This window comes from Alitabrizicola rongguiensis, assembly GCF_021491355.1.
Classification (GTDB): domain Bacteria; phylum Pseudomonadota; class Alphaproteobacteria; order Rhodobacterales; family Rhodobacteraceae; genus Aliitabrizicola; species Aliitabrizicola rongguiensis.
In genome coordinates, this window is the sequence record NZ_JAKENF010000003.1 from 300,090 (window position 1) to 324,901 (window position 24,812).

At 63.1% G+C, this 24,812-nt stretch carries 21 protein-coding genes; 7 read left to right on the forward strand and 14 right to left on the reverse strand.

Annotation, left to right across the window (positions count from 1 at the left end):
* Positions 1 to 10: 10 nt before the first annotated feature.
* The 5 genes from L0V05_RS12995 to L0V05_RS13015 form a co-directional block, all read right to left on the reverse strand.
* Positions 11 to 1,672: an arylsulfatase gene (locus tag L0V05_RS12995; RefSeq protein WP_234871136.1), complete on the reverse strand. Its 1,662-nt coding sequence runs from the start codon at positions 1,670 to 1,672 to the stop codon at positions 11 to 13.
* A 200-nt stretch (positions 1,673 to 1,872) separates the two neighbouring features.
* The gene (locus tag L0V05_RS13000; RefSeq protein ID WP_234871137.1) at positions 1,873 to 2,832 is read right to left on the reverse strand and encodes a glutathione S-transferase family protein; all 960 of its coding nucleotides are present in this window, start codon (positions 2,830 to 2,832) and stop codon (positions 1,873 to 1,875) included.
* Between the two features lies 1 nt (position 2,833).
* Positions 2,834 to 3,646 carry a VOC family protein gene (locus tag L0V05_RS13005; RefSeq protein WP_234871139.1) on the reverse strand — a complete coding sequence of 271 codons (813 nt, stop codon included), beginning with the start codon at positions 3,644 to 3,646 and terminating at the stop codon, positions 2,834 to 2,836.
* 38 nt (positions 3,647 to 3,684) lie between these two features.
* On the reverse strand, positions 3,685 to 4,107 hold the full coding sequence (locus L0V05_RS13010) for a DoxX family protein (RefSeq protein ID WP_234871141.1): 423 nt from the start codon (positions 4,105 to 4,107) through the stop codon (positions 3,685 to 3,687).
* A gap of 123 nt (positions 4,108 to 4,230) precedes the next feature.
* On the reverse strand, positions 4,231 to 5,121 hold the full coding sequence (locus L0V05_RS13015; protein ID WP_234871143.1) for a LysR family transcriptional regulator: 891 nt from the start codon (positions 5,119 to 5,121) through the stop codon (positions 4,231 to 4,233).
* A gap of 374 nt (positions 5,122 to 5,495) precedes the next feature.
* Here L0V05_RS13015 and L0V05_RS13020 point away from each other — a divergent pair, with 374 nt between their 5' ends.
* The 4 genes from L0V05_RS13020 to L0V05_RS13035 all read left to right on the forward strand — a co-directional run bounded on the left by L0V05_RS13020 (position 5,496) and on the right by L0V05_RS13035 (position 11,312).
* Complete coding sequence (locus L0V05_RS13020) at positions 5,496 to 8,177, forward strand: glycosyltransferase (RefSeq protein ID WP_234871145.1); 2,682 nt, start codon at positions 5,496 to 5,498, stop codon at positions 8,175 to 8,177.
* Positions 8,178 to 8,476: 299 nt separating this feature from the next.
* Entirely contained in the window at positions 8,477 to 9,466 is a 990-nt protein-coding gene (locus L0V05_RS13025; RefSeq protein WP_234871147.1) for a sugar phosphate isomerase/epimerase family protein, read from the forward strand.
* Between the two features lie 103 nt (positions 9,467 to 9,569).
* On the forward strand, positions 9,570 to 10,424 hold the full coding sequence (locus L0V05_RS13030) for a MurR/RpiR family transcriptional regulator (protein WP_234871149.1): 855 nt from the start codon (positions 9,570 to 9,572) through the stop codon (positions 10,422 to 10,424).
* Between the two features lie 6 nt (positions 10,425 to 10,430).
* Complete coding sequence (locus L0V05_RS13035) at positions 10,431 to 11,312, forward strand: ribokinase (RefSeq protein ID WP_234871151.1); 882 nt, start codon at positions 10,431 to 10,433, stop codon at positions 11,310 to 11,312.
* Positions 11,313 to 11,327: 15 nt separating this feature from the next.
* Here the strand turns inward: L0V05_RS13035 and L0V05_RS13040 are convergent, their stop codons facing one another.
* The 8 genes from L0V05_RS13040 to L0V05_RS13075 form a co-directional block, all read right to left on the reverse strand.
* The gene (locus L0V05_RS13040; RefSeq protein WP_234871153.1) at positions 11,328 to 11,840 is read right to left on the reverse strand and encodes a gluconokinase; all 513 of its coding nucleotides are present in this window, start codon (positions 11,838 to 11,840) and stop codon (positions 11,328 to 11,330) included.
* A 49-nt stretch (positions 11,841 to 11,889) separates the two neighbouring features.
* On the reverse strand, positions 11,890 to 12,789 hold the full coding sequence (locus tag L0V05_RS13045; protein ID WP_234871155.1) for an NAD(P)-dependent oxidoreductase: 900 nt from the start codon (positions 12,787 to 12,789) through the stop codon (positions 11,890 to 11,892).
* Entirely contained in the window at positions 12,786 to 13,079 is a 294-nt protein-coding gene (locus L0V05_RS13050) for a putative quinol monooxygenase (RefSeq protein WP_234871157.1), read from the reverse strand. The genes L0V05_RS13045 and L0V05_RS13050 overlap by 4 nt, the downstream gene beginning before the upstream one ends.
* Positions 13,076 to 14,434: an NAD(P)H-dependent oxidoreductase gene (locus L0V05_RS13055; protein ID WP_234871159.1), complete on the reverse strand. Its 1,359-nt coding sequence runs from the start codon at positions 14,432 to 14,434 to the stop codon at positions 13,076 to 13,078. Before L0V05_RS13055 ends, L0V05_RS13050 begins: the two co-directional genes overlap by 4 nt.
* Positions 14,435 to 14,726: 292 nt before the next feature.
* Positions 14,727 to 15,620 carry an amidohydrolase family protein gene (locus L0V05_RS13060; protein WP_234871161.1) on the reverse strand — a complete coding sequence of 298 codons (894 nt, stop codon included), beginning with the start codon at positions 15,618 to 15,620 and terminating at the stop codon, positions 14,727 to 14,729.
* A 1-nt stretch (position 15,621) separates the two neighbouring features.
* Positions 15,622 to 16,599: an ABC transporter permease gene (locus tag L0V05_RS13065; RefSeq protein WP_234871163.1), complete on the reverse strand. Its 978-nt coding sequence runs from the start codon at positions 16,597 to 16,599 to the stop codon at positions 15,622 to 15,624.
* Entirely contained in the window at positions 16,596 to 18,125 is a 1,530-nt protein-coding gene (locus L0V05_RS13070; protein ID WP_234871164.1) for a sugar ABC transporter ATP-binding protein, read from the reverse strand. Before L0V05_RS13070 ends, L0V05_RS13065 begins: the two co-directional genes overlap by 4 nt.
* Positions 18,126 to 18,200: 75 nt before the next feature.
* The gene (locus L0V05_RS13075) at positions 18,201 to 19,223 is read right to left on the reverse strand and encodes a sugar ABC transporter substrate-binding protein (RefSeq protein WP_234871166.1); all 1,023 of its coding nucleotides are present in this window, start codon (positions 19,221 to 19,223) and stop codon (positions 18,201 to 18,203) included.
* 320 nt (positions 19,224 to 19,543) lie between these two features.
* On the opposite strand from L0V05_RS13075, the gene L0V05_RS13080 reads away from it, so the two are divergent.
* A complete protein-coding gene (locus L0V05_RS13080) occupies positions 19,544 to 20,449 on the forward strand; it encodes a LysR substrate-binding domain-containing protein (RefSeq protein WP_234871168.1) in 906 nt (301 codons plus the stop codon).
* A gap of 247 nt (positions 20,450 to 20,696) precedes the next feature.
* Here L0V05_RS13080 and arsA read toward each other — a convergent pair whose 3' ends face one another.
* Positions 20,697 to 22,439 (reverse strand): arsenical pump-driving ATPase, encoded by a 1,743-nt coding sequence (gene arsA, locus L0V05_RS13085; RefSeq protein ID WP_234871170.1) that lies wholly within the window; start codon positions 22,437 to 22,439, stop codon positions 20,697 to 20,699.
* A 506-nt stretch (positions 22,440 to 22,945) separates the two neighbouring features.
* On the opposite strand from arsA, the gene L0V05_RS13090 reads away from it, so the two are divergent.
* Together L0V05_RS13090 and L0V05_RS13095 are read left to right on the forward strand one after the other, a co-directional pair.
* Complete coding sequence (locus tag L0V05_RS13090) at positions 22,946 to 23,953, forward strand: glycosyltransferase family 2 protein (RefSeq protein WP_234871172.1); 1,008 nt, start codon at positions 22,946 to 22,948, stop codon at positions 23,951 to 23,953.
* Entirely contained in the window at positions 23,953 to 24,804 is an 852-nt protein-coding gene (locus L0V05_RS13095) for a hypothetical protein (protein WP_234871174.1), read from the forward strand. The genes L0V05_RS13090 and L0V05_RS13095 overlap by 1 nt, the downstream gene beginning before the upstream one ends.
* The last annotated feature ends 8 nt before the right edge of the window (positions 24,805 to 24,812 follow it).

The window sequence follows — 24,812 nt, forward strand, 5'->3', positions numbered from 1 at the left end:
CGGCCTTGCCTCAGTTGCCGGTCGGCAGGGTCAGGTCAATCCCGTCCTTGGCGAGCTGGTCGCGCACCCAAGAGAACTTCTGATAGTTGGAGATCGTGATCGGGCCGGTGTAAGTCGCGCTTTGCAGCTTGCGCGGCGGGTGGTCGACATAGGTCTTCATCAGGTTGTTGATCGACTGGCTGATAGTGACCATCGCCCAAGTGTGCTCGGTGAAGTTGTTCATGAAGATGTCGTAACGTTCCTGCGGATCGGCCCAGAGGTCAAAAATCTGCGGGGCAGTGGCCACGTACTTCTCCGGCCCTTTCCAGCCGAGGTTGCTGTCCACCGCCAGTCCCCCGGTCTGCGCACCGTCATCTCCGCGCAGGTTGAACACGGCCTTAAGATGGCCGACCCGCGCGGCGCCGGGCGAGAGCTCGTCCTCGGTGAAGTAGAACCACTCGTTGCGCGGCGACGGACCCGATCCGGTCAGCACCGGGGTCATGTCATAGCTGTCGAAGATGATCGGCTTGTCTTCCCGGTCCTTTGTCGGCAGTGGGACACCGGCGACCGAGGCAAAGGTGGCCATCAGGTCCAGCCCGCCGATGATTTCGTGGTTCTTGACGTCAGGCGGCGTGTGGCCCGGCCAGACAGCAATCGCCGGAACCCGGTTGCCACCTTCGCGCACAGTGCCCTTGGTGCCGCGGAACGGCGTGTAGCCGGCATCGGGATAGACATCCTGCCAGGCTCCGTTGTCGGTGGTGTAGAAGATCAGGGTATTCTGGTCCTGACCGGTCTTCTTAAGCTCTTCGAGGATGCGGCCGATGCGGGTGTCAAGCTCGACGATGGAGTCGGCGTATTTCGACTTCGCCGGAGATTTCAGCTGGAACTCTGGCGCCGGCAGGTTCGGCTGATGCACCTTCATGAAGTTGACGTTGATGAAGAAGGGCGTATCGGGGGTTTCGGCAGCCTTGTCGAGGAACTCGATGGCGGCCTTTTCGACATACCCGTCGAAGAAGGGGATGCCGACGACGCCATCGGGATAGTTCACCCCATCGATGGTGATGTTCTCGCCCGGCTTGTCGACATACTGGCCGTTGATCTTGAAGTCTTCCTTGGCCTTTTCACCAGCCTTGCCCGACAGCGCGCCGATGGTCACCTTGTTGAACATGTCGCGCAGTGCCGGGTCCATGTCGGGGAACCAGGTCGGATCGCCGTAGGTATAGGCGTTGAGGTGATAGAGCCCGACATATTTCATCTCGTCATAGCCCTGCGCGTTCGGCAGCGCGTAGTCTGCCTCGCCCAGGTGCCACTTGCCGGTGAAATAGGTCTCGTAGCCACCCTGCTTCAGCACAGAGGCCAGCGTCCATTCCGCTGCCGGCAGGCCGCCACCCTGGCCCTGGAAAGCCACCGTGGTCATGCCCGAGCGGTTGGGGATGCGACCGGTCTGCATCGCGGCGCGACCGGGCGTGCAGGAGGGCTGGGCGTAGAACGAGAAGAAGGTCATCCCTTCCTTGGCCAGCTTGTCGATGTTCGGCGTGGGCATGCCGCGGCCTTCGCCGCCGCCATAGGGGCCGAGATCACCGTAACCGGTGTCGTCGGACACGATGAAAAGGATGTTGGGTTTCTTGTCCTGTGCTTCAGCTGCGTGGCCAAGGGCCATCGCGCCGGCGGCCACAAGGACCAAGGAAAGCATCCGTCTTGGGCTAAACATATCAGACTCCAGTCAATTGTCTCCTCCACCGCGCAGGGCCCGCAAATACTAGGTCCCGCCGATGACTGGTTTCATAGTACCCGATGTCTGACCTCCGATTCGGACGCAGTGTTCGGGCCTTAAGCCTATCACGGGACCGGCAGTGCGGGTGTGGGTTTTGCTGCCGCGGTGGCCCTTCGAGACTAGCCCAGAGCCCAGTCGAGAAATGGTCCATTTGGCACAATGCGCAGCGGATTGAGGGCCTTGACGGAGTAATAACCGCGCTTGATGTGATCGAGGTTGACCGTCTCGCGGATGCCCGGGATCGCGATCACGCGGTGCAGATAGGCGTTCAGGCCAGCATAATCGACGATCCGGCGCAGGTTGCACTTGAACAGGCCATGATAGGCGGCATCGAAGCGTACCAGCGTCACAAAAAGGCGGATGTCGGTCTCGGTGAAACGGTCGCCGAACAGGAAACGCCGGCCATCGGACAACCGCTCCTCCAATTCGTCGAGCATGGCGAAGACCTCGGCAAAGGCCTCGTCATAGGCAATTTGCGTCGTGGCGAAGCCCGCGCGATAGACCCCGTTGTTCAACCGCGGATAGATGCGATCGTTCAGGGCGTCGATCGCCTCGGCCAGGTCGGTCGGGCGCAGGTCATAGTCCGGGCGGGCGAGGGGACCGAAGCCGGTGTCGAACATGCGCAGGATGTCCGCCGACTCGTTGCTGACGATGGTGCCGCGCTGCTTGTCCCAGAGCACCGGGACAGTGGCCCGGCCGGTGAAGGTCGGCTCGGCCCGCGTATACAACTCGTGCAGCCAGGTTGCGCCGTTCAGTTCGTCGCGGTTCGAGCCGGGATAGTCGCCGAAGCGCCAGCCCTGGTCAGTCAGTGCCGGCTCGACGACTGAAAGGGATACCGCCTCCTCCAGCCCCTTGAGCTTGCGCGCGATCAGGGTGCGCGACGCCCAGGGACAGATCAGCGCGACGTAGAGGTGATAGCGCCCCGCCTCGGCCTTGAATCCGGCCTCACCGGTCGGGCCGGCGCTTCCGTCGGGCGTCACCCAGTTGCGGAACGACGAGATCTGGCGAACGAAGCCGCCCTTATCGTCCTTGGCCTGGACGGGTTGCCAGTCCTCGGCCCACTTGCCGTTCACAAGCATTTCAGGCGGCCTTCCGGGTGATGGTCAGCTGCGTCCCCCAGGGATCGGTCGGGGTCGGCGTGCCAGTCTGGCCAACCAGCGCGTCATAGGAGGGGGCATCGGCCAGAAGTTCCAGATCGGCAAGGCCGGTCGAAGGGTAGCTCCGCTGCCCGGCCCCGCGCGATTGCCAGACATTGGCGCCGAGATGGTGGTGATAGCCGCCGCTGCTCATGAACGAGGCGCCGGGGTAATGGGCCTTGATGTCGAATCCGAGGGTGTCGTGGTAGAAGGCTTCGGCCTCAGGGACATTGCCGACCTGCAGGTGGACATGGCCGACGACAGTGCCGTCCGGCGCGCCCGTCCAGGGGGCACGGGCGGCAGCGAACAGGCTGTCGATATCGAGGTGCTCGGTCGCCATCTTGATCTGACCGTTCTCGGTGGTCCAGCTCTCCCGCGGGCGGTCGGAATAGACCTCGATGCCGTTGCCTTCCGGGTCGTCGAGATAGATCGCCTCGCTGACCAGATGGTCCGAGGCGCCGGAGACGGGCAGGCGCTTGTCAGCCATGTGGCGCAGCCAGGCGCCGAGGTCTTCGCGCGACGGCAGGAGGAAGGCTGTGTGGAACAGCCCGGCCTCGCGCCGTGAGCGGACCCGGGCCGCGCGGTCGCCGCGCAGCTCGAGCAGGGGTTTGCCCCCGGCGCCCAGCACGACCACCTCGCCATCCGCGCTGAGCGTCTCGAAACCGAGAAGTGCGCGGTAGAAGTCGGCGACTCGACCGAGATCGTTCACCGTCAGGGCGACACGGCCGATTTCGACGGGGGCGCTGCTGGTGGACATGATGGGCTCCTTTCAGGGGCTGGTCCGAGGGCGGCCGGTCAGGCCGATTTCTTGCCGATGCTGTAGGCGCCGTCACCCAGAAGCGCCGTCGCGATCAGGGTGATCGCCCAGAAGGCCGGGTATTCCCAACCGCCGTTCGGGTTCATGAAGAAGAAGCCGGCAGCGTAGTGAACGGTGACGATGGTGCCGAGCAGCAGGACGGCCAGGATTGGCGCGACGATGCGCACCTTGTAGCCGACGATCAGCGCGATGGCGCCCACCACTTCGATCAGGATCACCAGGTAGGCGAGCGGGCCGGGCAGGCCGATCGACTGGAAGAAGCCAGCGGTTCCGGCGGGGGTAAAGACAAAGATCTTCAACCCGGCATGAAGCAGGAACAGAACGCCAGATGTCACACGAAGAACGAAGGCCGCCAGATCGGCGGTGGAATTGGCCGGGGCGGAAGAAACGGAAGCGGTCATGGATCAGATCCCTAGTTGCGATACTGCCCCGAAGGTTCACTGGGCATGCCGCCTAGATGCCTCTTGCTAGCCTGAATGATAATGTGGCCATCCGGAAGAACATTCCTTCCATATCGGAACGGATCAGCCCTTCCCGGGTTGCGTCCAATCGACGTCGCCGCGGTAGCGGGACGACAGGAAATCGATCAGCGCCCGGACCTTTGCCGCAAGGTGTCGGCCCGGTGGATAGACCGTGTAGATACCGTAGGGCGGGATTTCCAACTCGGCGAGAACCGGCTGGACACGCCCGGCGGCGAGCGCATCGGCCGCGACGAAATCGGGCAGGTAGGCCAGACCAAGGCCGCGCTCGGCGGCAGCAAGGCATACCTCGGCATTGGAAAAGCGCAGCCGACCGGAGACCGGGACGGCCTTCACGCCCTCGGATGTGCGGAAAAGCCAGCTGCCCGGCTCGCGAAAATTCGTGTCGATGATGCAGGCGTGGCGCGCAAGGTCGGCGGGGTCCTGGGGAATGCCGGCCCGGTCCAGATATGAGGGGGCCGCCACCAGCCGAAGGCGCGAGTCGCAAAGTCGCCGCGCGATCAGCGTGCTGTCGACGGGCCGGCCGATCCGCACGGCCATGTCGAAGCCTTCGTCAACCAGGTTTACCACCCGGTCAGTGAAATTCACGTCGAGTGCGATCTCGGGGTAGAGGCAGGCAAAATCCGTCAGCGCAAAGCGCAACTGATGGACGCCGAAGGTCAGCGGTGCCGAAATCCGCAGGCGTCCGCGCGGGCGTTCGGCTTCCTGCCGGATCGACTGGTCGATGGCCTCGATCTCGTCGAGTACGACACGGATGCGATCGAAATAGGCCTGTCCGGCCTCGGTCGGAGACAGGGCGCGGGTCGTGCGGTTCAGCAGCCGGACGCCGAGGGTGCTTTCGAGCCGTGACACCAGCTTCGAAGCCTGACCCGGGCTTGTGCCAAGCCGTGCCGCAGCGGCGGCAAAGCTGCCGGTTTCCATAACCGCAGCGAACATCCGGTCGGCAACCAACCTGTCCAGGGCTCCTCCTTGTGCCGGTCAGTTGGGCCGACGCCAGACCAGCTTAGCGGCAGCCAGCACCGAGGGGAACCGCTGCATGCGGCAGGTCCATGAGCCGTTGCCTTCACGACATGCAGCGAACCACCGGGATGGCATCGGCGCCTTGGCAATAGTCAATAACCTGTCGCACCGCGCGTCGATGAAGACGGCAGGGCAAGAGTACGGCGGCGATCCTGTCGAACTCCCTGCAATGGGCAAGCCGCCATCGTGTTGCCGCGCTGTTGCCCCATCATCGGTCAGTTTCTCGGTAACGAAATCGTGTGCGGATCGTTGGGAAGCCGCGGAACCAATTTTCTCGGATTGTAAGAGTAATGTATTTTAACAAGTCACAAGTTCGTCGTTCGCGGATCCTTGGCTCCAGGTTTGGTGGTTCGGCATCGGTCGCGGTGATTATTGCGGCGCGCAACGCCGCCGACACAATCCGGGCGACCCTTGACAGTTTGGTCGAGCAGTCTTTCCCCGACTGGGAAGCGGTCATCGTCAATGACGGCTCGACGGACGCCACCGGCCGCATTGCCGAGGAATATGCGCGATGGGACGCCCGCCTTCATGTCGTGAATGCCCGTCATGGCGGCGTAAGCGCCGCGCGCAATTCCGGTATCAAGGCGACACGGGCGCCCTGGATCATGCTTCTGGATGCGGACGATCAATTGCAGCCGTGGCATCTTGAAGGGATGATGTCGTCGGCGCGGGACGATGCGTCTGCCGATGCCGTCTATGCGGATTGGCGCATCATTGGTGCCATGGGCCAGGAAGGTGCAAGGCAAAAGGTGAATTTCCTGGGGCCGCCCATCCGGCATCTTTCCCGGTCGACCAATCTGGTCGTCCATGGATTGATGTTCCGCCGCGACCTTCTTGAGCTGACCGGTCTGTTCCAGCCGGGTCTTCCAATTGCGGAGGACTGGGACTTGTGGATTCGCATGGCACGCGTCGGTGCCAGGTTCCGGCCGGCTCGACCTGACGTTGTGGCGCGCTATACGATGCGCCCCGGGAGCGCCTGCTCGATTGCGCCAACAGGGGTTGAGAGCGTCGAACACGTCGCCCGGATTGCAGCGACTGATGACCCACGAATCTGCACCCGCCTAGAGGTTCCGCCTTTTGGCAAAGGAGAGTTTGACGCGACCTGCATTTATCACGCCGTCTGGACGGCGCTGCGGAGTGTGCGTTCGGGCCGTGATCCGGTCGAGATACTCAAGGAACTTGCGCCCATGCGCCGGGCGGCTGCGTCCGACGAGATCGTCAAATGGATGATCTTCAACACGCTGCAGCAGGCCCTTGCTGATCCCCGGCCAGACTGGCCAGCAATATGGCCCGATATTCGACCGCGCATCGTTGCCATGCTGGATTACATTGCTCCCCAGACGCTTTCGCCGCTTTTCGCCGAACTTACCTTGAAGGGTGCGGAAGAGCTCGCAGTCGGGCAGCTCGATGCTGGCACCCTTGGGCCGGGCCAGGCGCTGCAGGTCGGAAGGTGGCTGCTCGCACGTGTGGACCTGGCGCGACTGGAGCTTCCGACATTGCCGGCGCAAGCGGATTTTGCCCGAGTGCAAGTCGACCGTGACGGCAAGCTGCTTGGCGAGGTGTTTGTCTACGCCGACCGTCTGTCCTCTTCTGAAAAGTTCGCCGAGATCGCGACAGTCTTCGCCGACACGCCCCCTTTCGATCCTGCAGAGCGTGCCTACTGGCAAGCGGCGGCCGAGCAGCCGGTGCTGCCGAATCTGCTTGACGGCTGTAGCGCCACTGCGACCGAAGCCGATGTGATCGCTGCCGCGCTGCGAAGCAGTGCCAAGGGAAAAGTCGAGGACGTGCTGCTCGTCGCGGCGGGCGACGGCAATCTGGCTGCTGCTTTGGTCGCGACGGGTGCCCAGGTTCGGGCCACGGAAAGCGATCCGCAACGGATGCGGGCGCTGCGTCTCAAGCACTTGCGTACGCGCGGCGTGCGGGTCAACGCGCTTGATCCGCTTCGCGACCTGCTTGAGGGGAGCCACGATCTGGTCATCCTGCCGACGGGTTTGCTGGGACTGACGGACGAAGAGGCCCGCACGACGCTTCTCGATCGCCTTTGGACAGTTGTTGCTCCGGGCGGACGACTGGCCGTCGTCGCCTCCGGAGATGCGGACGCTGGGGCGGACATGGACGCGGATGCCATCCGGCTGCTGCTGCGCGAGCGGTTTGCGCTGCTGCCAACCATGCGGCGGGTCGGGACGCGCGAAGTGATCGTCGCGGAGAAGCGTAACAAGGGAGACGTGCCGGCCGCCGCCCCATACCTGTCCCTGCCAGTCCGCACTTGGCTTCCTGACAGCGTCCCCGTCCTGATGTATCACCGTGTCGCCAACGATCCGCTACCGGGGCTCGAAACGCTGGCGGTGACACCCGACGAGTTTGCCGCGCAGATGAACTGTTTGGCGAACATGGGCGCGACCGCCCTGACGCTCGATCAATTCGAGTCCTTCATCTGGCAGGGGACGCCGCTTCCCGAGCGGCCAGTGCTCATCACCTTTGATGACGCCTATGTCGATACGCTGACCGAGGCTGTCCCGTCGATGATGCGGGCCGGCATGACGGCAACGATCTTTGTCCCGACCGCCCATGTCGGTGGGACCGCCGCCTGGGATGAGGTGTATGGGCCCAGTGCCCCTCTGATGACCTGGAACCAACTGCGTGTGATGCGCGATCTGGGTTTCTCGCTGGCGGCCCACAGCCACAACCACGTCCCGATGACAGCCTTGGATCACGCCGCGCTCTGCCGGGAACTCGACCGTCCCAGGGAGATGCTGCGCCAGGAGCTTGACATCGAGACACGGGTGCTCGCCTACCCTTACGGAAGGGTGGATCAGGCCGTGGAGTGGGAGGTCTTCGGGGCCGGCTATCGCCTTGCTTTCTCCACAGAGGGCCGGCGCTACAGCCGCAGAGACAAGGTCATGTCCATTCCTCGGTGGGACGTAGCCCGCGGGCTGAGTCTGGACCGTTTCGCCCGCATGGTGACAGGCTGATCGCCTGGCCTTTCGGACGGGTGCCTTGATCCTGTCACCAGTCTTTGCCTTGTCGACGATCAGGGCTTCGGCGCGCGAGGGCGCCCCTGAGTGGCGTGATCCCAACGCCCGCGATGGACAAGCTGGCGGCCGGGCGGTTGTGCAAAGCGGAAAGCTGCTCCGTCGGGACTCCTCTGGTCAACCACGCCATCAGGTCTGCCAGCCCCCGCCTGGCGGGCGGCAAAGTCTGGGCCTAACGTGTTTCTGGATTGCGACAACACAAAGAATAGAATAGTTGTAAAGAAAAGAGGGGGACTCGCATGCTCGGTGAACGTTTTGCTACCCGGATCAACTCCTTCGCGTCGGGGGCGGACTCCTATTGGCCGGGCCTTAGCGGCAAGCCGAGCCTGCGGCAGATGGTCGAACGTGCGGCCACGGTCCAAGGGCTGACCGAGCTTGATCTGAACCACCCGGACCACCTGTCGGCCGATCCCAAGACGACTGCCGCGATGATCGCGGATTCGGGCCTGAGCCTCAGCGGCCTTGCCATGCGCTATTACAGCAATCCTGCCTTCAAGCGGGGGGCCTTCACCAACCCCGATCCTGTCGTGCGGCGAGAAGCGATCGACCTGACCAAGCGCGGGATCGATGCCGCCCGCGAGATGGGGGCCCCGATGATGACGCTCTGGCTGGGGCAGGACGGCTTCGACTACAACTTTCAGTGCGACTATGCGCAGCTTTGGGATGCTGAGATTTCAGGCATCGCGGAGGTAGCCGCCCATGATCCGGATTGCCTTGTCAGCATCGAGTACAAGCCCAACGAACCGAGATCCTGCAGCCTGCTTCCGGATGCGGCGACAACGCTTCTGGCCATTTCCGAGGTTGGCCTGCCGAACCTTGGTGTGACCATTGATTTCGCGCACTCGCTCTACGCCAATGAAACACCCGCGTTGGCCGCGACCCATATCATGCGCCGTAGCCGCCTCATGGGGCTTCACCTGAATGACGGCTATGGCAAGCGCGACGATGGCCTCATGGTCGGCTCCGTGCATGAATATGCGACTCTGGAGCTTCTGCAGGCGGTCAAGCGCGGCGGCTTCGATGGGGCGATCTATTTCGACACCTTCCCCGATGCCTCGGGTCTGGATCCTGTGGCGGAATGTGCGGCCAACATCAGGACCGTCAGGCGCCTGCTGGCTGCGGTTGACCGGATGGAGGGCAACAACAGTCTGGGCGTGGCACAAAGCAGGCAGGACCCGGTTCTCGGGCATGGGGCCGTGCGTGCGGCGCTGGATGGGGCAGCAGCCTGACTTTACAGGTCTTAGTGGATTCTGTGTTGTTTGGCGCGTGCCGGGGGCACTTGCCGTTGGTGAAGAACCCGGCAAGGCGAGGATTGGCAGACGGGGATGAAGAATGGGTGATCCAAGAGCGGTAGGCGCGCAGATCCGAATGCGATTGCCAAGCCTGACGCCGCTCGAGGGCAAGGTTGCGGCCGACATATTGGCGCGCAAGGACATCACCACGGATACCCCTCTGAAGCAGGTCGCCGAAGGCTCGGGTGTGTCCGAGGCGATGGTCGTCAAGGTTGCCAAGAAGCTGGGCTTCGGCGGCTTCCGCGAGTTCCGCCAGGGCTTGATCGACTACTACGCTCAGGACTCGGCCATGATGCATTCCGAGATCTCGAGTTCCGATACCTCGGGCGAGATCGTCCAGAAGGTCTTCCGCACCGCGATGCAGGCGCTCGAGGAAACCTTCGCCATCCTCGACCTCGAAGCCTTCGATCGTGCGGGTGACTTCATCTCGCGGGCCAAACACCGGGATTTCTACGGTCTCGGCGGATCGGCGCAGATCGCGCGTGACATCAGCCACAAGTTCCTGCGGATCGGCATTCGCAGTTCGGTCTTCGACGACGCTCACATGATGATGATGTCCGCGGCGCTGCTTGGACCAGACGATGTCGCGATCGCCTTTTCACATTCCGGCACCACCTCCGCCGTTCTGGATGCGATCGAGCTTGCGCGGCGCAACGGCGCGCGGACGATTGCCATAACGAATTATTCCGACAGCCCCATCGCGCGGGCCGTCGACGTCCTCCTTTGTTCGACGGCGCAGAACTCGCCGCTTCTGGGTGAAAACGCCACGGCGCGGATCGCCCAGCTGAACCTGCTCGACGCGCTGTTTGTCGCGGTGGCGCAGCGCGATCGGGCCGCCGCCGAAGCCAACCTGAGCCGGACAATGCGAGCCGTGCAGACCAAGCGCAGGACATGACCGAACATGGCACCTTCAGATACTGTCCTTGTCGCCGGATCGCTTCACTACGACATCATGGTCGAAGCCGATCACCTGCCACGCCCGGATGAAACCGCTGTCGGGTCACGCTGGTATCCAAAGTTCGGCGGCAAGGGCGGCAACCAGGCCGTGGCCATCGCGCGCGCCGGGGGACGGGTGCGGATGCTCGGGGCGGTCGGGACCGATGACTTCGGCAATTTCCTGCGCGCCGGACTAAGATCCGCCGGGGTCGATGATCGTTATGTCGCGACGCTGTCCGACCACGGATCGGGGATGAGCGTCGCAATCCAGGACCGTGCCGGCGACTATGCGGCAACCATCGTATCCGGAGCGAACCTGTTCATCCCGCGGCCCGCCAACGCGGCCGATCTTTGGTCGGGGATCGGATTGGTCGTCTTGCAGAACGAGGTATCCCCGGCATTGAACCTTTCCGTGGCGCAAGAGGCTCGTTCCCTCGGCATTCCGACCTTGCTGAACGCAGCTCCGTGGAGGGATCCGGCGCCCGACTTCGTCGAACTTGTCGACATTCTTGTGGTGAATGCCGTCGAGGCCGAAATGATGGGCGCCGGCAAGGTCGACAGTCTTGAGGCCGCCCGTGCCGCCGCCGATCACCTGGCGCATCGGTTCGGCAGCGTCGTCGTCACGGCAGGCGGCAATGGGCTTGCCGCGAGCAGGGCCGGACTGGAGACGATCGTCTTGCCGGCCGAAAGGGTCAAGGTCGTGTCGACCCATGGGGCAGGGGACGCCTTCATCGGAGCCTTTGCCGCCGCAACCATTCAGGGCGAGCGTCTGAAAGAGGCATGCCAGCGCGCATCGCACGCAGCCGCGCTGCATGTTGCAGGCAAGTCGCGGGCTGCTGCCGTCTGACGATCGCGGAAGGGATCAGGCCTGACTGACGGTGTCCGGCGAGAGGGTCAGCGCGGCGAGTGCCCGCTCAACCAGTTTGTTTGGGGGCATTGTTGCGTCGAGTGTCACGCCATGCTCGTCTGCCGACAGCGCCTCGAGACTGGCAAGCTGGCTTTCCGCCAAGGCGGGGTTCATGAAATGACCGCGGCGCATTTCCATGCGCCGCCGTGCCTCGGGCAAGTCAAGGGTGAGATGCACCAGAAAGACCGGTCCGTTCGCGCGCAGGATGTCCCGGTAGCTCTTTCGCAAGGCTGAACAGCTGACGACCACGCCATCGCTCTCTTGTGCGATCGCGGCCGCCAGCGACAGCAACCATGGCTCACGCATCCTGTCGTTCAACGCCTGTCCCGAGGCCATGGCCTGGACATTCTCGGGCGGATGGAAACTGTCACCTTCGAGGAAGGGATATCCGAGCTTCCGGGACAGGAGCTTGCCGATAGTCGACTTGCCACAACCCGAGACGCCCATCACGACGATCCTGCGCGCCATCGCCTGGGGCTCGTTCTGCGCTTGAACTGTCAAAGTGGAACCGCGCTGGTCACGATGCAGGGGGCCCGGCGGAAATGCCGTTGCGACGCTCCAGTTCCACGATCAGCGCCGAGTGGTCCAGGTCGCCTCCGCCATGGGCAACGAGGTTGCGGAACAGGTCGTCAGCGAGTTGCAGGACTGGCAATTCAAGGCCGAGCGACTGAGCAAGCGCCAAGGCCGCCGCCGTGTCCTTGATCTGGTACTTGGCAGGACCGCCGGGGACGAAATCCCTCGCAATCATGCGCGACCCATGGAGATCGAGGATCCGGGAAGACGCAAAGCCTCCCATCAGGGCTTGCCTGACCTTGCCTGGATCGGCGCCTCCCTGCCGAGCGAGCAGCAGCGCTTCGGACACCGCACAGATCGTCGAGGCGACAAGGAGCTGGTTCACCAGCTTGGTCAGGGCGCCGGAGCCATCCGGCCCCACATGAGTCACCTTGCCCATCGGATCGAAGACCGGGGCCAGGGCGGCGATGTCTTCGGCCCTTCCTCCCGCCATGATCGACAGGGTGCCGTCGCGGGCTGCGACTGTTCCTCCGGAGACCGGCGCATCCACCCATACCAGGCCAAGGCCGCGAGCAAGGGCGGCCATGGACTTGGCTTCGTCATGGCCGATCGATGACATCACGACAAGCCTGGCGCCCGGCTGCATGGCGCGCGCGGCGCCCTCTTCGCCAAAAAGGACCTCATGGCAAACCGGGCCCGAGGACAGCATGACGATCACGGCCTGCGCATCCTTCACGGCCTCTCTTGGCGTCGCACAGATCTGCGCCCCGGCGGTGATCGACTGGGCCTTGTCGCGCGTCCGGTTCCAGAGACTGAGCCGATGCCCCGCGCGGTGAAGATTGGCGGCCATGGGGCCGCCCATCAATCCGGTTCCAAGAACCGCGACCCGCCATGGGGTGGTCATGGCTCCACGCGATCCAGGAACCGCACCGGCTGTTCGTCGCACAGGTGCAGAGACGCGCGGAATTCGGCCACGTGCGGCGTCTGCAGATGCGCGTCGAAAGCGGCGCTGTCGGTGTAGACCTCGTAGAACATCACCTTGACCAGACCATCGCCCGGCTGAAGCATGATGTCGAACTGCAGGCAGCCGGGTTCTTTTGCCAGCGATGCGCTCGCATCGGCCCGAGCCGCCGTGAGGAAGGGGTCAAGCTTGTCTGGCGCGACATGGAATTCCGGAAGGACGACGAAGCTCATGCAGCCGCTCCCACCTTGGGGCCCATGGTCGCCACCTGTTCCTTGCGCAGGGCCACCACATCCAGATCGTTCACGAATTCCACATCGGACATCCGCACGATCTGATCGCGGGCCACGTCCTTCTTCAGCAGGACGTGATGGGCAAGTCCCATCGGAAGGGCGTCGATCGCCGTCGAGATCGTTGCGGGGATGGCTTTTGCCCAGGTGGCAAAGCCGCCTTCGCCATCCAGATAGGACCCGGCCTTAAGGTTCGACTTCGCCGTCGCGACCGCGTCTCCGCGGAATTCGCGCGAGGAACCGGTCGGTTCCTTCCGCAGCACAGCGGACAAGACAGAGACCGAGGTTTCAAGGCCGATCAGATGGAAGGGACGCCACATCGAACCATACCAGCCGGACTTGTCCGTCAGCAGGCCATACTGCTCGAAACAGCCCTTGGTGTATTCGTCGGGCGCGCGGAAGGTAACGAACATGCCGTACTGGATGTTGTTCAGCACCTTGCGACCGTCCGGCTCCATGCTGGCGGCGATGTCAACCAGACCGGTCTTCGGCATCCGCCCGCCTTCGGATTGCGGTTTGAACACCTGGGCCAGATCCTGCAATCCCGACGGATAGAAGGCGAGCCCGTCATCGGGGCAGTCTAGGCCCGTGCCGTTGGCTACAGCCGCCATCTCGATCGCGGCCTTGGTGCCGTCGGTGAAGGAGTTGTACATCTTGGGGTTGAAGTCGCCCTTGGCGACGAATTCGTCGCTCCACCCGAAGTAGCCCCAGACGGTATCCGGCGTCGAATAGCGGTATTCCGGCCGGAAGTTCATGCCTTTGCCCGCGGAAATCAGCTCGAATCCGCAGGATCGGACCCAGTCCACCAGCTCGCAGATAAAGGCGGGCTGATCGCCATAGGCCATCGAATAGATCAGGCCCTTCTCGCGCGCCATTTTGCCAAGGATCGGACCACACATCACGTCGGCCTCGACGTTGACCATGACGATGTGCTTCATCCCGTCGATTGCCTGCAGCGCATGGCGGACGCCTGCGATGGGGTGGCCGGTCGCCTCGATGATGCATTCGATGCCGTCAAAGGCGCACAGGCTTGCCGCGTCTTCGGTCACGAAGGTGCGGCCGGTATCCATCGCATCGGAAAGCGAGGTTGCGGCGTATTCCTCGGGTTGCCAGCCGGTGCGCGCCAGCGACGCGCGAGCCTTCTTGCCATCCAGATCGGCGACGCCCACGATGTGATAGCCGGCGATCTTGCGCGCCTGTGCCAGCACCATCGAGCCGAACTTGCCTGCACCAATCAGGCCGACGCGGACAGGGCGGCCCGCTTCATTCCGTGCGGCCAGCATCGAGTAAAGATTCATCCCACTTCTCCACAAGCGGCCCGCAGTTCAATCCGGGCCAAAAACTCTGCGACAGAAACGAACGCGACCCGCACGGCTTCGCACCGAAGCGTGTCATGGGGCGTCGAATCTGGTTTGGTCCTCCCCGTCGGCTGGAACTCGTTCACGGCCGACAGGGCCAACTTTTCGCAAAACAACAGCCAGAACAATTTAACTTCTTTGGTGGATCGATTAGTCGAACTAAAGCGTCAGGCGGGGCATGGGGTAGCGACCGACCGGATCGGCAAACCCGCGCGCCACCGCCGTGAGGCACTCAGATCCTGTAGATGCGCTCGGCCGTCGCAGATCTGACCAATGTCCGATCCGCGGGCCCAAAGGGCGCCAGGGTCGCGTCCAGGGCCTCAAACAGCCGGGCTGCATCGCTGAACAACAGATCGACAGGAAGGTTGCTGCCGAACATGGTGCGGTGCGGTGTGAAAAGCCTGAGGGCGCGCGACAGCAGGGGCACCGTGTCAGCCGGCGTCCATTCAGGATGCCCAAGCCCATAGCCCGACAGCTTTACCGCGACATTCTCGGCGCGGGACAGATCGCTCAGGGCGGCCTCCCAACGTCGCAGACCCTCGGCGCTTCGGTCGATCGGCATGCCGAAATGGTTGAGCACGAACGTCGTTGTGGGAAAGTCCTCGGCCAGTTCGCGCGCCATCGCCATCTGCGGCCAATAAATCTGCAGATCGAAACTGAGCCCCCGGTCCGACAGCGCCCGGAATCCTCGCCGCCAGCCGTCTTGCTGCATCAGATCTGGTGACGGCGCCACGCGCAGCCGCGGATCCTCGTGCCAGTTCAGGATCTGGCGGATGCCTCGGACCGAAGGTGTCTGCAGGTGTTCATAAAGGACAGCGCCGACGTCCGGCCGGGACAGGTCCGCATAGGCCACGATCGCGGTGGGGGCTTCCTGCAGGCCCAGCCCGGCCAGCCACCGGGTTTCTCCGACAGGATCCTCGCTCGTCCAGCCATTCTGGACATGGACCGTCTTTCGCACCCCATGCCCAGCCACGAGTGCACGATAGTCGGCGGGCAGGAATGTGCGCCTGATCGCGGACAGGTCCCCCTCAAGCCCCTCGGGCCTTCCGGGATCAAGCCATGGGTAGGGGCCAAACTGCAGATCCTGGAAATGCTGGTGGGTGTCGACGATGGGATCGTCTGTCATCTCAGCGCTGTTTGCGGGTCAGCCGGTCGGCCAGCACGGCAAGGATCACGACCGCACCCGATGCCACGAACTGCCAGAAGGACGGCACGTTGATGAGGGTCAGGCCATTCTGCAAGGCGCCAAGCGTCACCGCGCCGACAAGCGAGCCGAGCGGATTGCCGATCCCGCCGAACAGGCTGGCGCCGCCGATCACTGCCGAGCCGATGGCCTGCAATTCGAAGCCTTGGCCCCCGATAGGTTCGGCTGCACCGATCCGGGCGATCAGGACGAAGCCCGCAATGCTCGAAAGCGCGCCAGAGATCGTATAGACCGTTACCTTTATCGCATCGATGTTGATCCCCGAAAGCCGCGCGGCCTCTTCGTTGCCGCCCGTCGCGATGATCCTCTCGCCGAGTCCTGTGAACGCCACCACGACATAGCCGAGCAGGGCGATACCCACCGCTATGAGAACAGGGGTGGGAATGCCCAGAAGCTGCCCCGCGAAGATGTCACGGAAGAGGGGAGGAAGCCCGTAGATCGGCTGGCCATCCGTGTAGATCAAGGCCGCGCCGCGGAAGATGCTGAGCGTTCCGAGGGTTACGATGAAATCGGGCAGCTTGAGTTTGGCGATCATGACGCCGTTGAGAAAACCGCAGATCAGGCCCACGCCAAGGCCCGCGAAAATGGCAAGCCCCACGCCCGCGCTGGTCGCGACATCGGCCGCCACCATGCTGGAAAGTCCGGCGATCGAGCCCACCGACAGGTCGATGCCCTTGGTCATGATGACCAGGGTCATCGCGACCGCGGTGATCGCGCTGATCGACGACTGGAGCAGGATGTCCAGCAGGTTGGATGGCTGGTAGAACGTGGATGACAGCGACGAGAAGACGACGAACAGCACGACGACGCCTGACAGGACCGAGGCGCGCCGCAACACTTCCGCACGGTTGATCGGCGCCCGGCCGTCCGCCTGTGCTTGACCCAGTTGCTTCGCGGTCATTGGGCCACTCCGGCAGTCATGAGTTTCATCACGCGGTCCTCGGTTAGTGTTTCGCTGTTTTCGATGACGGTGTTCAGATGGCCGTCTTCCATGATCCCGATCCGGTCGGCGAGGTAGAGAAGCTCGGGCAGCTCGGACGAGACGACAACCACGGCCGCCCCTTCGGCGGCAAGGCGTTGCAACAACTCGTAGATCTCGGCCTTGGCCCCGACGTCGATGCCGCGGGTAGGTTCGTCGAACAGGTAGATCTTAGCATTGGTGGCCAGCCAGCGGGCAATGATCACCTTCTGCTGGTTTCCGCCCGACAAGTGCCCCAGGGGCACGGCGATGTTTCTAGGCTTGATCGACAGTTCCGCCGAGAGCTTGCGTATTGCGGCGCGGCGGCGCGCGAAGTCGATGAAGCCGAAGCGCGAATAGCGAGAAAGGCTGACCAGACCGAAGTTGGACTCGATGCTCATCATCGGCACGACTGCCTGGCCCCGTCGATCCTCGGGCAGATAGGCCACACCTTGGGCAATCGCATCCGACGGAGACTTTATGGTGACTTCCCGGCCAGCGACCTTCAGGTGACCCGACCTGATCGGATCTATTCCGAAGATGGCCCGCAGCAGAGCAGAGCGGCCAGATCCGACAAGCCCGGCCAGGCCGAATATCTCGCCCGCCTTGACCGAAGCCGAGATGGACTTCACCCGATCCGTTGTCAGCCGGTCGAGCGATAGCAGATCCGGCCCCGCCGATTGCGAGGCATGTCGCGCCCGGGAGGTGGCATTTGAAAGTTCCCGGCCGGTGATCATGCTATTGATCGTGTCGGTGTCATGCGCGTCGGTCCGATCGGTCATGATGACCTGCCCATCCCGCAGCACGGTGATCACGTCGCAGATGGCGCGGATCTCGCTCATCCGGTGCGAGATGTAGATGATCCCCTTGCCCGCCTCCCTGAGCTTGGCGATGACCTTGAACAGGTTCTCCTGCTCGGTCGGCGTCAGGCTGGAGGTCGGTTCGTCAAAGGCGATGATCTCGCCGCCGCGGGCGAGGGTACGGGCGATTTCGACAAGCTGGCGATCCGCCATGCCAAGCGAACCGACAGACGCGCTGCAATCGATATGCGGGGCAAGCTCAGCCAGGATTTCGGCCGCCTTGCGTTTCAGTTCGGGCCGCGGAATGGCGTGCAGTGCCTGCGTACTGCCGAGGAAGATGTTCTGTGCAACGTCCAGCTGGGGCACAAGGCTCAGTTCCTGGCTGACCAGGCCGATGCCGAGCGAGAGCGCATGGCGTGGGCTTTCGATCCGGACGGTGCCTTTTCCCGCCAGTTCAATGGTGCCACGATCGGGCTGGGCCAGACCGAACACGATCCGCATCAGCGTAGACTTGCCGGCCCCGTTCTCTCCAAGCAGGCCATGAACCTCGCCCGGCCTCAGGATGAGATCGACGCCCTTCAGGACGACGACCGGGCCGTAGCTCTTTTCGATCGCGCGCATGGCCATGAGCGGCTCGCCGGCATCTCGGGAGATCTGGGCAATCGTCATCGGGTCGCTTCCGTGTGTAAAGAAGGTTGTCCGGGCAATAGCCCGGACAACGCTGATCCTAACAGTGTGGACGATTTACTTCTTCAGCGGGTCCGGGAAATCGGCCAGGTTTTCCGCTGTGATGACGGCCTGGGGTGAAACGACCCATGCCGGCACGGCCTGGCAACCCAGCAGTCGCAGCCCCACCTGAACGCCGAGCTGGCCTTCTTCGAAGGGGAACTCCGCAACGGTTGCGGCCATTTCCTTGTCGCCGATCGAGCGCTTGGCATCGCGGATGCCGTCGGTGCCGACGACGGCGACCTTGGCGTTGGCGGACTTGACCGCCTCGAACACGCCGAGGGCCATGCCGTCGTTGTTGGCATAGACGCCGACCAGGTCAGGGTGGTCACGCAGGATGGTCGAGGTCGCGTTCAGCGCCGTCATCCGGTCCCAGTTGCCAGGCTGCGAGGCCACGAGCTCGAGCTTGGGATAGGTCTTGAGCTGATCCACGAAACCCTGGATGCGCATCCGGGCGTTGGGCGAGCCCGCCGCGCCTTCGATCTGTGCGACCTTGCCGCCGTCAGGGAACAGGCTGTTCAGGAAATCGGCGGCCTTTGCCCCGATCGAAATCTGGTCGGTCCCGATATAGGACGAAGCGCCGGGGGTCCGGGCATCGTCGATGATGACGGTGGGGATGTTGGCGGCCTTCGCCGCTTCGATGACCGGCACAAGGTTGCTGTCGGACTGCGGCGACAGAAGCAGGATATCTGGCTTCTGCGACAGAACGGTCTGCGCGAGGTTCAGCTGTTCGATCTGCGAGGACTCGTCCTTGGCAGCCTGAACGTCGACGGTGATGCCTTCGTATTTCGCCGCCTCGTCCTTCACGCCGGCCGCGACATCCTGCCAGAACTCGTTGATGAGCGTCTTGGTCACATAGACCACATGCAGGGGTTTCGTCGGCGCGGGAACGGCACCGAACGTCTTTTCGAGGTCGACCGACTCGATCTTTTCGCTGGCTGCCTGCGGATAGGCCGAGCAGGTTTCCTCTGCCCAAGCCGCCGCTGACAGAATGGTCGAGACAGCCGTCGTTGCCGCCAGAATGGCTTTGAAGTTCTTCACCTTGTTCTCCTCCCACTTGATTGCCGACAGCTTGCTACCGCGGCCTCTCGACGCTGCCAGGCCCGTCGCGGCACACATTCAGGATATCCGCCCGTCTCCTCCCAGAAACGATGCGTTCACTGGATCGGTATTCGCCGAGACAGTGGTGGTGATATCTTGGTGTTCAGAGCCGCAGTTCCTGACTGCTGCTTGAAGCCTAGGAACAGGATTGATTAGAGGCAAATTAGAAACCCTTCCCCATCGATTAGCAAAACTAAGACGTGAAGAAGGGTCTGGGCCGATAACTGATACCAGCAGCATGGCGGAGCAAGGACAACCCGATGCAACTACCCATCAAGGCGATCTGCGTCTTCCACGCTGCAGCACGAGCTGGCAGCATAAGCAAGGCTGCCGAAGAGTTGAGCGTGACCTCCTCTGCCGTCAGCCAGCAGATCCAGTCGCTGGAGTTTCAGCTTGGCGTCTCGCTGATGACGAAGATGGGGCGCGGTGTCGTGCTGACCGAGGCCGGAGAGCGCTACTTCGCGATGATCTCGGACGAGATCGAGCGCATTGCCGATGCGACGAACACAATTCGCGGACATCGAGCCGTCACGACACTGAACGTCCGGGCGACGCCGACCCTTTCGAACAAATGGCTGCTGCCCCGTCTGGGCAGATTCCTTGATATGCATCCGGACCTCGAGATCAGGCTGGACGGCACAAACGAACCGACGGACTTCAACCGCGAGCTCGTGGACATCGAGATCCGGCATGGAGACGGACGATGGCCGGGCCTGTTCGTCGAAGGACTGGGCGAGGAGAACTTCTTTCCAGCCTCATCGCCGGACTACGCTGCCGCCCAAAGCCTTACGCCTCGGGATCTGCTGCGTTTCAGGCTCATTCATTCGGTCAAGTCGCAGGTCCAATGGCCGAAATGGCTGACTGACTCCGGTGTGATCCCTGACGACCGATGGAAGCGCGTCAAGTTCGACCGAAGCCATATGGCCATCGACGCGGCCTGTGACCGCATGGGGATCGCCCTGGAAAGCAACCTGATGATGTGGCGCGAGTTGCAGGACGGCCGACTTGTCTGTCCGGTCAAGAATGCGAGGCCCGTCACTTTGACGACGCAGTGGATTGTCTGTCCGTCGGATCATCTGCGCCACAAGAAGGTTCGGCTCTTCCTGGACTGGATCCGCGACGAGTACCGCGCCTGGCGGCAGACGAGCCCGGCAGACCCGGGTTGAACGTCATCCTGTTCTGCGAGTTGGCGCTGGCCCTCAAGGGCTTCCATGAAATCGGCTGAAGAGCCGAAAGAAATGGCTTCTTCAGATCCCGAATCCCGGCGACGGCTTCCTCGCCCGCGCCGAGGATCGATACTCGACATTCGATTAGCGTGGAGTGCCGGACTGCCGGTTGACGAAGTTTCCAACCGATTGAGCCTCGGCCCCATCAGCCCTAGAAGGACCCCTTGGCAAGCAGCCGGGCGGGCAGTCAGGTCAGCGTCAGCAGCCGAGGGATGCCCACTGGTGGTTCCGCCTGGAACGGCAGCAGATACAGCCGTTGCGCGAGACCGCCGCGGATACGCGCGAGCTGCGATGCCTCGCCGGAGATACGAAGCCGCAGCAAGGGATCTGCCGTGCCGGTCTTGGCCAGCGACCGGTTCACCACCCAGGCCCATGGCTGGATCTTTGCGCGGCGCAGGTCTTCTTGCAGGCTCGCCGCTTCGGATACGGGCGTCGTCTCGGGCAGAGCGACAAGGATAACCCGCGTGTAGTCCGGGTCTTGCAGCCGCATGAGGGGCGTGATGATCCGGCCCGGCGTCGTCCCCATGTCCTGCGTCATCTGACGATGATATGCGCCGGTCGCATCAAGCAGAAGCAGGGTATGGCCCGTTGGCGCGGTATCCATCACGACAAAAGCCGCCCGAGCCTCGGCGACGATGCGCGAAAAGGCATGGAATACCGCCACTTCTTCGGTGCAGGGCGAGGCCAGATCTTCGCGCAGGAGCGCCCGGTCAGCGGCATCCATGTCGCGGCCCTTGGTGGCCAGAACCTTAGCCACATAGCGCTCGGTCTCGATGGCCGGGTCGATCCGGTCGACGACGAGGCCATCGAGACTGCCATCCACCACAAGCGAGACATGCGCGGCAGGGTCGGTCGTCGTCAGGTGTACCTTGTGCCCGCGCTTGACCAGTCCCACCGCCACGGCGGCGGCAACGGTTGTCTTGCCGACTCCGCCCTTGCCCATCACCATGATCAGCCCGCGACCAGCCTTTGCCAGTTCATCGACCATCGTCTCCAAGGCCGGCCCGTCGATCCCTGCAGGCAGGGCCGTCTCTGCCGCAGGCGGCTCATCGCTGAAGAGCGCGCGGAGCGCAGGCAATCCCACCATGTCGAAAGAGCGCAGCGGAACCTCATCCCGGGGCAGGGTGGCCAGGTTCGGCGGCAAGGCCGCGATCACTGCCGCGTGGTCGCGTGCGAGTCCCTCGGCCACGACATCTCCCGAGCCCGAGGCATGGAAAACTCCATTGACGACCAGTCTCTGGTTCCCGAGGCCAAGGGCGCGCAATTCGTCCGAAGTTCGAGCGGCCTCGCGCACGGCACCACGATCTGCTCGCGTCACCAGCACGATCGAGGTCCGAACCGGATCGGCCAGAACCTGCAACGCAGCGCGGAACCGGTCTTCCTGCATTTTCAGCCCGGAATGCGGGCCAAGGCACGAGGCGCCCCGGTCGTTGCCTTGCAGGAAGCCCGTCCACGCCCGGGGCAAACTCAGCAGGCGCAGGGTGTGGCCGGTCGGCGCGGTGTCGAAGATCACGTGGTCAAATGCGTCAGCATCCCCCGCGAGAAGCCCCACGAATTCGTCGAAGGCAGCAATCTCAATGGTGCAAGCGCCTGACAGCTGCTCACGCACTGTCGCCCGCTCTTCCTCGTCCGCCTCTGGGTCCAGCTGGTCGATGACACGCGCCCGATAGTCGTCGGCCGCCTTGTCCGGGTCGATGTTCATCGCGAAGAGGTTCGGCGCCTTCGGAACTGCGCTCGGCTGATCGGAGAGCCGCGCACCCAGCATTTCGTCAAGGTTCGAGGCAGGGTCCGTGCTTACCAGCAGTACCTGTTTTCCAAGGTCGGCCAAGGCCAGCGCAACTGCGCAGCTGAGTGACGTCTTCCCCACGCCGCCCTTGCCGGTGAAGAACAGGTAGCGCGATGGGTTGTCTAGGAGGGCTGGTGTCGTCATGTCCGTATTTCTTGGCCTTTCGAGCAGATGGCATGGTGCAGGCGTCACGGCGATGATCTGCATCAAAGCTGTGGGTTGGTCTGCCGCAAAGTCCTGAGCCAGATGAGGTCCTGTGTTCGCAAAGGCCCCGAGACAGCAGGGATCTCGGGACACCAGGGATATCGGGGGGCGTTGGGTGACGTTCTAGCTGGAGATCGGCCTGAACCATTCCTTCAGAAACAAGGCCGTACCCCCGAAGCGGCCCGTTCTGCACCAAGTCCGATGGTTGCGGCAGCCGTCGCAAGTCCTGCCTCGCACAGGTCGAGCATAGGCAAGACGCCGCCCAGCCTGAGCAACTATCCGCGCGGACTGAGCGCCTTGTAGAAAAAAGCTGCGCAATTGGCCATCCTTTGGCCACAAACTCCACTTAGCCCAGTTTCCGGGAGAAGGAAATTTCGCTGACAGCCGCATTGCCCGCTGAGAGGGGTCGGGCTTTCGACTGAGTCTCGGAGTTCAGGGGAGGAACCATGGGCAGCCAGAAAGCGCCGCTGATTTCGGTCATCATTCCGTCGCATAACGGGGCCGACACGCTGGATCGAACGCTCTCCGCGATGGAGGCCCTCGCGCTTCCCGAAGGAGGGGCAGAGTTCATCCTAGTGGACAACGCCAGCACCGACCGCACGCACGAGATCATGCAGTCTGCGCGTCACGCTCTTGGTGCAACGGTCATTCGTGAACCCCGGCGCGGGAAATCATTCGCCCTCAATACCGGGATCGCTGCGGCAAAAGGCCCGCTCCTTGTGTTCATGGATGATGATGTCCTGCCGGAGCCGAACTGTCTTCTCGGCTACATTGCCGCGGCCGAGCGTCATCCCCAGGCAGGCGTTTTCGCCGGGCAGATCCGCCCCGACTGGACAGGCACACCGCCAACATGGCTTCGCCACTTGACCGACATCGGTCGGTCCTGGGGCTGCACACCGATCAGCCAGCCCGAAGAAGAGGTTGCCTTCTACCAAGTCAAGGGAGCGAACCTGATGATCCGCCGCTCGGCCCTTGGGCGAATGCGGTTCGATGTCGATCGCCTGAACTTCACTGCAACCCAGTCGCAAGGGGGAAGCGAAGATACCGCCCTGGCCAGAGAGATCAGCGAACTTGGCCATGCGATCATCTATCTGCCCTCGGCCTGCGTTTACCACATCATCCAGCCATCGGAGATGACGGTCAGAGCGGTCTTCCGGCGATACGCGCGCATCGGTAGGTCGGGCATCATGCTCGAGGACCAGACGGCACCCCTCAGCGCGGCGCAGATTGCCATGGGCTCGGCCTTGCATCAGCGCGCAAGGGCAGGGCGCAAGTTGGCGAGCGCGGTCGTGAAGTACCTGCGCGGACGCAGTCGTGACGCGGCAGAGACCATGCTTGACGCAGCAAAGTGCTTCGGCAGCGCGCGGGCGCTTGATGAACTCCGCATGCAGAGGCGGGTCGTTCCCACGCCTGTGCCTCAGGTCGGAGGAATCCAGACGGATCGAAACATCTGATGACAGTGGTCTTCGGGCTTGGTTCCGGTCGTTGTGGGACCAAATCGCTTGCCGCCTTGCTGAATGCTCAGCCGGGCACGGTCTGCTTTCACGAAGCTAATCCTTCGGCAATGGCATGGGCCGGGGCCGAGGATACGGTCTTTTCGCTGCTGCGGGATTTCCGGGCGATCCTGGACGATGACGAGCGCGCGATAACAGTGGATCGGGCGTCTCCTGACCGGACCGAGCCCTTGAAGCGCTTGCATGCGCTGCCGCGGGTCGAAGTCATTGGCGATGTCGGGATCTACTACCTGCCCTATGTCACCCAGATCTTGTCCCGGTTTCCCGAAGCAAGGTTTCCCTGTCTCCAAAGGGACAGGACCGAAGTCATCAAGAGCTATGTCCGCAAGCTCGGCGTTCCGCATCGATCCCCGCCCGCGGCAGGAACCGTCAGGGATGCGCTGCGCGGACTGCTTCGCCCAAAGCCGACGCAGTCGCTCGTGCAGCCAAGCCGCAACCACTGGTGCGGTGACGCCGATCGACGTTGGGTACCGGATCGCCGTTGGGACAAGTGCTTTCCCAGCTACGATGATCTCGGGTCGGCAAGCCTGGCAGACCATATCGCCCGCTTCTATGACGACTATTATGGCCAGGTCGACGAGTTGGCTTCCCGTTATCCGGAGAATGTCAGGGTCTTCCCCATGGAGAGCCTGAATTCGGTCGACGGTCGCGCAGACATCCTGCGGTTCTGTCGCGGCGGCCGGACCGTGGTCGATGTCGAGGTTTTCGAGAACGAAGGCGCATCTCCCAAGTCGATAGAATTGTCGAGGCGCACCAAGGCGGCCGCCTCAAGAGCCTCGTCGTCGCACTAGTGCAGCCG

Excerpts from the sequence above, each read along its gene's own strand:
- L0V05_RS12995 (WP_234871136.1), bottom strand. The coding sequence starts at position 1,672 with ATGCTTTCCTTGGTCCTTGTGGCCGCCGGCGCGATGGCCCTTGGCCAC.
- L0V05_RS13000 (WP_234871137.1), bottom strand. The coding sequence starts at position 2,832 with ATGCTTGTGAACGGCAAGTGGGCCGAGGACTGGCAACCCGTCCAGGCC.
- L0V05_RS13005 (WP_234871139.1), bottom strand. The coding sequence starts at position 3,646 with ATGTCCACCAGCAGCGCCCCCGTCGAAATCGGCCGTGTCGCCCTGACG.
- L0V05_RS13010 (WP_234871141.1), bottom strand. The coding sequence starts at position 4,107 with ATGACCGCTTCCGTTTCTTCCGCCCCGGCCAATTCCACCGCCGATCTG.
- L0V05_RS13015 (WP_234871143.1), bottom strand. The coding sequence starts at position 5,121 with ATGTTCGCTGCGGTTATGGAAACCGGCAGCTTTGCCGCCGCTGCGGCA.
- L0V05_RS13020 (WP_234871145.1), top strand. The coding sequence starts at position 5,496 with ATGTATTTTAACAAGTCACAAGTTCGTCGTTCGCGGATCCTTGGCTCC.
- L0V05_RS13025 (WP_234871147.1), top strand. The coding sequence starts at position 8,477 with ATGCTCGGTGAACGTTTTGCTACCCGGATCAACTCCTTCGCGTCGGGG.
- L0V05_RS13030 (WP_234871149.1), top strand. The coding sequence starts at position 9,570 with ATGGGTGATCCAAGAGCGGTAGGCGCGCAGATCCGAATGCGATTGCCA.
- L0V05_RS13035 (WP_234871151.1), top strand. The coding sequence starts at position 10,431 with ATGGCACCTTCAGATACTGTCCTTGTCGCCGGATCGCTTCACTACGAC.
- L0V05_RS13040 (WP_234871153.1), bottom strand. The coding sequence starts at position 11,840 with ATGGCGCGCAGGATCGTCGTGATGGGCGTCTCGGGTTGTGGCAAGTCG.
- L0V05_RS13045 (WP_234871155.1), bottom strand. The coding sequence starts at position 12,789 with ATGACCACCCCATGGCGGGTCGCGGTTCTTGGAACCGGATTGATGGGC.
- L0V05_RS13050 (WP_234871157.1), bottom strand. The coding sequence starts at position 13,079 with ATGAGCTTCGTCGTCCTTCCGGAATTCCATGTCGCGCCAGACAAGCTT.
- L0V05_RS13055 (WP_234871159.1), bottom strand. The coding sequence starts at position 14,434 with ATGAATCTTTACTCGATGCTGGCCGCACGGAATGAAGCGGGCCGCCCT.
- L0V05_RS13060 (WP_234871161.1), bottom strand. The coding sequence starts at position 15,620 with ATGACAGACGATCCCATCGTCGACACCCACCAGCATTTCCAGGATCTG.
- L0V05_RS13065 (WP_234871163.1), bottom strand. The coding sequence starts at position 16,599 with ATGACCGCGAAGCAACTGGGTCAAGCACAGGCGGACGGCCGGGCGCCG.
- L0V05_RS13070 (WP_234871164.1), bottom strand. The coding sequence starts at position 18,125 with ATGACGATTGCCCAGATCTCCCGAGATGCCGGCGAGCCGCTCATGGCC.
- L0V05_RS13080 (WP_234871168.1), top strand. The coding sequence starts at position 19,544 with ATGCAACTACCCATCAAGGCGATCTGCGTCTTCCACGCTGCAGCACGA.
- arsA (WP_234871170.1), bottom strand. The coding sequence starts at position 22,439 with ATGACGACACCAGCCCTCCTAGACAACCCATCGCGCTACCTGTTCTTC.
- L0V05_RS13090 (WP_234871172.1), top strand. The coding sequence starts at position 22,946 with ATGGGCAGCCAGAAAGCGCCGCTGATTTCGGTCATCATTCCGTCGCAT.
- L0V05_RS13095 (WP_234871174.1), top strand. The coding sequence starts at position 23,953 with ATGACAGTGGTCTTCGGGCTTGGTTCCGGTCGTTGTGGGACCAAATCG.